The sequence below is a fragment of the Desulfobaculum sp. genome (assembly GCF_054921475.1).
Map to the genome: position 1 here is coordinate 21800 of NZ_JBUDSW010000008.1, position 6503 is coordinate 28302.

The following is a 6503-nucleotide window of genomic DNA, read 5'->3' on the forward strand; positions in this document are numbered from 1 at the left end:
ATTCTTCTATGGCTGTTCTATACCATTGCGCGGATTTGAATCATCCGGGAGGGAGTATGGAACAGTTGCTTTGCGCAGCGGTGATTGCCGGAGGGGTGGCCCTGTGCGCCGCCCATGCGGTGAGCGTGCGCAGCGAGTGCCTGCGGCGCCTGAACGAGGCACGCAGCGTTGTGGAACGGTTGCAGGACGATGTGACGCACCTTGGGGAGAGTGTGTCGCAGCGCCGCGAGGCCGTGACCAAGCTGGAGCGCGACGTTCTTGAGTGCGAGCGGGAAATCATCCGTAATGCGGAGCGCGAAAAGGCGCTGGAACAGACCGGGGGCGCGGCATGAGCTTGCTGGTGACCGCCGGTCTTTTGCTTTTCCTCGGTTCGGGCTGGGCGCTGTTTGTGTCGCGCATGCGGCGCGATTACCAGCGAGTGGTGCACACGGTGGAGCTGGAGCGCATGCGCCTTGAGCACCGCCGCGATGGTCTGCTTCGCGAGCGCGAGTGCCTTGACCAGCGCCACAGTGCGCTCAGGAAGCGCATGGAGGAACTGCGCGAGGAAGCCGGAACCGTGGCGGAGCGCCGGCAGTGCCGCGAGCAGTGCTCGGTGGCGCAGTGGCTGGTGCGCATGGGCAAACTCACCGAGGCAAACCTTCGCAAGGCCAAGGAGTATTGCTCCGGAACGCGGTGCGAGCTGCCCTTTGAGGAAGTGTTGGTCCTGCTGGAGATGGTGTCTCCGGCGGACGTGCAGGCCGCGCGCGGCGCTGTTAGCGCCGCTTCGCGTACTGACTCATAAGCACGCCGCACAGGACCAGAACGGACGCCGCCATCTGCTGCGGGTTCAGGCGCTCGCCCAGAATAACCCAGCCCATAATGACCGTGAACACCGGAATGAGATTGATAAAGGCCGTGGTCTTGCTGGCCGGAATTTTACTCACGGCGTAGTTGTGCATGCCGTACCCGCCAAGGGAAACGCACACGCCAAGGTAGACAATGGCCAAAACCGGCTCCATGGGGAAGCTGGTGGGCAGCTGCGTCCCCGGCAAAAAGAGCAGCGGGAAAAAGAACACCGCGCCCGCCACCGCCTGAAACGCCGTCAAAAAGTGCGGCGAATACCGATACGACAGCTTTTTCAGCGAAATGATATAGCCCGTGGCCGCGCACATGGCGAGGCCCTCCAGCGCGTTGCCAAGGATGGGATTCGGCGCGCTTTCCGTGGCGGTGCCGGACAGGCTCAGCCAGATAACGCCGCCCATCGCCATGCAAAAGCCAATCATCATGGACCGCGAAATGGTCTCCCCCAGCAGGGGCACAGCGGTCACCGCCACCAGCAGGGGCAGTGTGGCCGTCACCATGCCCGCCTGCGAGGCGGAGGTGTACTGCAGCGCGTTGGACTCAAAGACAAAGTACAGGCACGGCTCGCACAGGGCCATAAAGCCAAGGGTCTTCCAGTCGCCGGGCTGGTAGCGCACGGTGCGCAGAAGCTTGTAGAATGGGGCGAGGGCGATGCTGGCCACGGTGAGACGGCCAAAAATCATGACGTAGGGATCGAAGTACTGGAGGACGACCTTCATGGCGACAAAGGAGCTACTCCAGAGGAGAATGGCGGCGAAAAGAACAATGTAGGGCACGAGGGTGCCCGTGGTAGGACGAGACGGCATTCGAGGTCCTCTTGCGACGGGTTTGTGGGATGTGTTGCGGTTTGCCGTTGTCTATCGGCCCGGCATGTGGAAGTCCAGCGAATTCGGTTTTGCTGCGGGGCGCCGCATTGACTGGAGCCCGGTGCGGACGTATTGTCTTCTCTTGCGCTGCTGCCGCGTTTTTCCGCTGCCATATGACGCGGCGGCGCAAGGAACTCCCACCGCATGAAGACATCCACACTACCATCATCCACCACCGGCGCATGTCAGGCGCAGTGCATCCAGTGCGGGCGCTGCCTTGAGGCCTGCCCCCTTGTGGCGGCGACGGGCCGGGAAGAGCTTGGCCCACGGGGCAAAATGCTCCTGCTGGACCGCCTTGCCGAGGCCCCGGAAACCCTCACGGAAAAGGACGCCGCCCGCCTTGCTGGCATGTGCCTGACCTGTGGGCGCTGCGCCCGCGCCTGTCCGCAGGATGTGGACGTCCCTGCCGCTGTGGCCCGCGTGCGCGCCGCGCATCCCGGCTTTGCCCGGTGGCTGTGGAAGGCGTGGGTCGGCTCGGCGCGGCTGACATGGCCTGCTGCCGGCGGCCTTGGCGCGCTGCTTGGACGCGGCGAATCGCCCCGGCAGGGGCAGGTGGGCCGCGCTGTGGACCGCCTTGCCGCCATGGGGACCACGGGCGCTGTAACGCCATGGATTGTGCCCGAAACGCCCCCGGCTTGCGCTCCGGGCGATAAGGCCGTACTTTTCCCGGGATGTTTGGCCGCTTCGGTGCGCCGGTCGTGGACGGCGACGGCGGAGAAGCTGCTGAGGTTTGCAGGCGTGGATGCGGCGCATATGCCGCGCTGGGACTGCTGCGGCGCCACCCTTGGCCATGCCGGATTGCCGGATGCCATGCAGGCCGCGCGCCGGCGCAATGTCTCGCAGTGGCGCAAGGCTGGGCGACCCCTCGTGGTTACCTTTTGCGCCAGTTGCCACGCCGGACTCGCCGCCTACGCGGCGGACGCCTCCCTCTTTGACAGTGAGGACGAGGCGCGGAACTTTTCTGGGGCCGTCACCCCCTTGAGCGCGCTCCTTGCCGGAGCCGTGTTTCGGGAGACGGACGACGCCCCCCGGCGTGTGGCCTATCACCGGCCCTGCCATGCGCCGCAGGATGACCCGGACGCCGCACTGCTTGGCGCGGTTACAGACGGGCGGTTGCACCGCCCGGACCGGCCGCAGTGCTGCGGCATGGGCGGTGTGCTTCAGCTTGCCGCCCCGGACCTGTCCGCCACGGTGGCGGACGCGTGCTGGCAGGATCTTGCCGGAGAGGCTCCGGCCACGGTGCTCACGGGCTGTAGCGGCTGTGTGACGCAGCTTGCCGCCAGCGCGCCGGACGGCGTGGACGTCATCCACTGGCTGGATGCCGTTACTTTTCGTCAATAAGGCCCGCCCTGTGGGGCGTGGCTACTCATACATTTAGGAGAACTCTATGCTCGGTGCCATTGGCCGCAAACTTTTCGGAACCAAGAACGAACGCTTCCTCAAGCAGCTCACCCCCATTGTGGACCGCGTGAACAGCTTTGAAGACAAGGTGCGGGCGCTTGGTGACGCCGAGTTCCCCACCCACATCGCGGAGTTCCGCCAGCAGGCCGCAAACGGCCGCAGTCTGGACGACATGCTCCCCGAGGTCTTCGCCTATGTCCGCGAGGCCGGACGTCGTACCATGGAGATGCGCCACTTTGACGTGCAGCTCATCGGCGGCGCGGTGCTCCATCAGGGCCGCATCGCCGAGATGCGCACCGGTGAGGGTAAAACCCTTGTGGCGACCCTGCCCGTGGTGCTCAACGCGCTGTCCGGCAAGGGCGTGCACGTTGTGACCGTCAACGACTACCTCGCCCGGCGTGACGCCGAGTGGATGGGCAACATCTACAACTTCCTCGGCCTGTCGTGGGACACTGTCCTCCACGGAATGACCGACGAGGAACGCAAGGCCGCCTACGGCGCGGACATCACCTACGGTACCAATAACGAATTCGGCTTCGACTACCTGCGCGACAACATGAAGTTCTATCTGGACCAACTGGTCCAGCGTGAACTGAACTTCGCCATCGTTGACGAAGTGGACTCCATCCTCATCGACGAAGCGCGGACGCCGCTGATCATTTCCGGTCAGGCCGAGACAGCCGTCGGCATGTACGCCCAGATGAACGACATCGTCGCCAAGCTTACGGCCGAGCGCGACTTTACCGTGGACGAAAAGGCCCGGTCCGTCTCCCTCACCGACGAAGGCGTGGCCCGCTGTGAGGAAATTCTGGGGCTGGACAACCTCTACGACCCGGCCAATATCACCTACCAGCATCACGTGCTGCAGGCCCTGAAGGCGCACAAGCTCTTCCGCCGCGACGACGCCTACGTGGTCAAGGAAGGCCAGGTGGTCATCGTTGACGAATTCACGGGCCGTCTCATGCCCGGCCGCCGCTTCTCCGACGGCCTGCATCAGGCCCTGGAAGCCAAGGAAGGCGTGAAGGTCGAGGCCGAGAACCAGACGCTGGCCTCCATCACCTTCCAGAACTATTTCCGCATGTACGACAAGCTGGCGGGCATGACCGGTACGGCAGACACCGAGGCCGTGGAGTTCAAGCAGATTTACGATCTGGACGTCTCCGTCATCCCCACCCACCGTCCCATGGTGCGTAAGGACCACCCCGACGTCATCTACAAGGATCAGGAAGCCAAGTACAAGGCCATCGCCACCGAGGTCGCGGAGCTGCACCAAGAGGGCCGTCCCGTCCTCGTTGGTACCACCAGCATCGAAAAGTCCGAACTGCTGGGTACGCTGCTGAAAAAGAAGCGCGTCCCGCACAGCGTGCTCAACGCCAAGCACCACGAGCAGGAAGCTGAAATCGTGGCCGAGGCCGGACAGCAGGGCAAAGTGACCATCGCCACCAACATGGCTGGCCGTGGTACCGACATTGTGCTGGGCGAGGGCGTCAAGGAGCTTGGCGGTCTGCATATCCTTGGTACGGAGCGTCATGAGTCCCGCCGTATCGACAACCAGCTGCGTGGCCGCGCCGGCCGTCAGGGCGACCCGGGTTCCACCCGCTTCTACCTCGCCCTTGACGACGAGCTGATGCGCCTGTTCGGCTCGGACAAGCTGTCCGGCGTCATGGACCGTCTGGGCCTGCAGGACGACGAGGCCATTGAAAACAAGATGGTCTCCCGCGCTATCGAGAACGCCCAGCGCCGCGTGGAAGGCCACAACTTTGATATTCGTAAGCAGCTGCTTGATTTTGACGACACCATGAACCAGCAGCGTACGGTCATCTACTCCCAGCGCCGCGACATTATGGCCGCCGGGCAGGAAGAGCTGGAGGGTATGGTCACCCAGTTCATCGACCAGACGCTGGAAGGCCTGTACGCGGAGCTGGAGGCAGCGAATGCGGACAATGAGGACGCGCAGGAGTTTGTTGCCGGACGGCTGGAGGAGGTCTTTGACCTTGGCCGCGCCGACGACCTCAAGGATGCCATGCCGGCCCTTGATGATGCGCGCAAGACCGTGCACGGCAAGCTGGCGCGCCTGAAGGTGGACGCCCCGGACATGTACTGGGAAATCTACCGCTACTTCCTGCTGGATAACCTTGACCGCAGCTGGAAGGAACACCTGCTGAACATGGACCACCTGCGCGAGGGCATTGGCCTGCGCGGCTACGGCCAGAAGGACCCCAAGCAGGAGTACAAGCGCGAAGGCTTCGAACTCTTTCAGGATATGCTGGAGCGCATCAAGGAAAACACCCTGCGCGCCCTGTGCCGCCTGCGCATCAAGAACGAGGTGCAGGAGGACGATTTCCAGCACAAGGAGCAGGTGGCCGACGTCAAGTACGCCGGTGCGGGCGATCAGGCCGCGGAGGCCAAGACCAAGCCCGTACGGCGCGACGCCCCCAAGGTGGGCCGCAATGACCCGTGCCCCTGCGGCAGTGGACGAAAATACAAGAAGTGCTGTGGCCGCTAGGTCCGCACAGCGGTCCTGACAGACCACGGCGTAGAAGGCGGAGGGCGAGAGCCTTTCGCCTTCGTCGGTTCCGGCGGCGCGGCCCTCTGCGCCGCCGCGGACCAGCATCCCCCCTCGACCCCTCACCACCGGAGACGACCATGCAGTTCCCTCAGGGATTTCGATGCGCCACCACCGCCGCGGGCTTTAAAACGCCCGGACGGGATGACCTTGCCCTCATCGTCAGCGATGTTCCGGCCGCCTCGGCCGGTGTGTTCACCACCAACCGCTTTCAGGCCGCACCCGTGCTCATCGGGCGCGAGCGCATGACGGAATCGAACACGGCGCGCGCCATCCTCGTGAACTCAGGTCAGGCCAATGCCTGCACGGGTGAGGAGGGCCTTGCCAACTGCCGCGAAACCCTCGCCCTTGCCGCCAAGGCCGCCAAACTGAAGCCCGACGCCATCCTGCCCGCATCCACAGGCGTTATCGGCGCGCAGTTTGCCATGGACACGTGGCGCGCGGCCACGCCCAAGCTGGGCAAGGCCCTTGGCAAGGTCGGCCCTGTGGAGGTCGCCAAGGCCATCATGACCACGGATACCTTCCCCAAGGTGGCGTGGGCTACGGTGGGCGAAGGGGAGAACGCGGTGCGCATCTTTGGGCTGTGCAAGGGCGCGGGGATGATTTCCCCCAATATGGCGACCATGCTCGGCTGTATCCTCACCGACGCCGAGGTGGACACCCCCGTATGGCGCCGCCTTGTGCGCCGCGCCGTGGACGGCAGCTTCAACTGCGTCACCGTGGACGGCGACACCAGCACCAACGACACCGTCTATGGCCTTGCCAACGGCGCAAGCGGCGTGTCGCTGGATGCAGTGGGCGAGGAGGCCTTTGCCGAGGCGCTGACTGAG

At 64.4% G+C, this 6503-nt stretch carries 6 protein-coding genes; 5 read left to right on the forward strand and 1 reads right to left on the reverse strand.

Annotated elements, in window-relative coordinates:
- The first annotated feature begins 56 nt into the window (after positions 1-56).
- Positions 57-332, forward strand: a complete 276-nt coding sequence (locus tag ACY69P_RS01130; protein ID WP_459900965.1) for a hypothetical protein — start codon at positions 57-59, stop codon at positions 330-332.
- Positions 329-781 carry a hypothetical protein gene (locus ACY69P_RS01135; RefSeq protein WP_462326285.1) on the forward strand — a complete coding sequence of 151 codons (453 nt, stop codon included), beginning with the start codon at positions 329-331 and terminating at the stop codon, positions 779-781. The genes ACY69P_RS01130 and ACY69P_RS01135 overlap by 4 nt, the downstream gene beginning before the upstream one ends.
- On the opposite strand, the gene ACY69P_RS01140 is transcribed toward ACY69P_RS01135, so the two are convergent.
- Positions 753-1646: a DMT family transporter gene (locus ACY69P_RS01140; protein ID WP_459900968.1), complete on the reverse strand. Its 894-nt coding sequence runs from the start codon at positions 1644-1646 to the stop codon at positions 753-755. The genes ACY69P_RS01135 and ACY69P_RS01140 overlap by 29 nt on opposite strands.
- A gap of 204 nt (positions 1647-1850) precedes the next feature.
- Between ACY69P_RS01140 and ACY69P_RS01145 the strand changes: the two genes are divergently transcribed.
- From ACY69P_RS01145 to ACY69P_RS01155, 3 genes are all read left to right on the forward strand, one after another.
- Positions 1851-3047: a (Fe-S)-binding protein gene (locus tag ACY69P_RS01145; protein ID WP_462326286.1), complete on the forward strand. Its 1197-nt coding sequence runs from the start codon at positions 1851-1853 to the stop codon at positions 3045-3047.
- 46 nt (positions 3048-3093) lie between these two features.
- Entirely contained in the window at positions 3094-5613 is a 2520-nt protein-coding gene (gene secA, locus ACY69P_RS01150; RefSeq protein ID WP_462326287.1) for a preprotein translocase subunit SecA, read from the forward strand.
- Positions 5614-5753: 140 nt separating this feature from the next.
- The coding region (locus tag ACY69P_RS01155; protein WP_462326288.1) for a bifunctional ornithine acetyltransferase/N-acetylglutamate synthase at positions 5754-6503 on the forward strand (750 nt) is incomplete at its 3' end.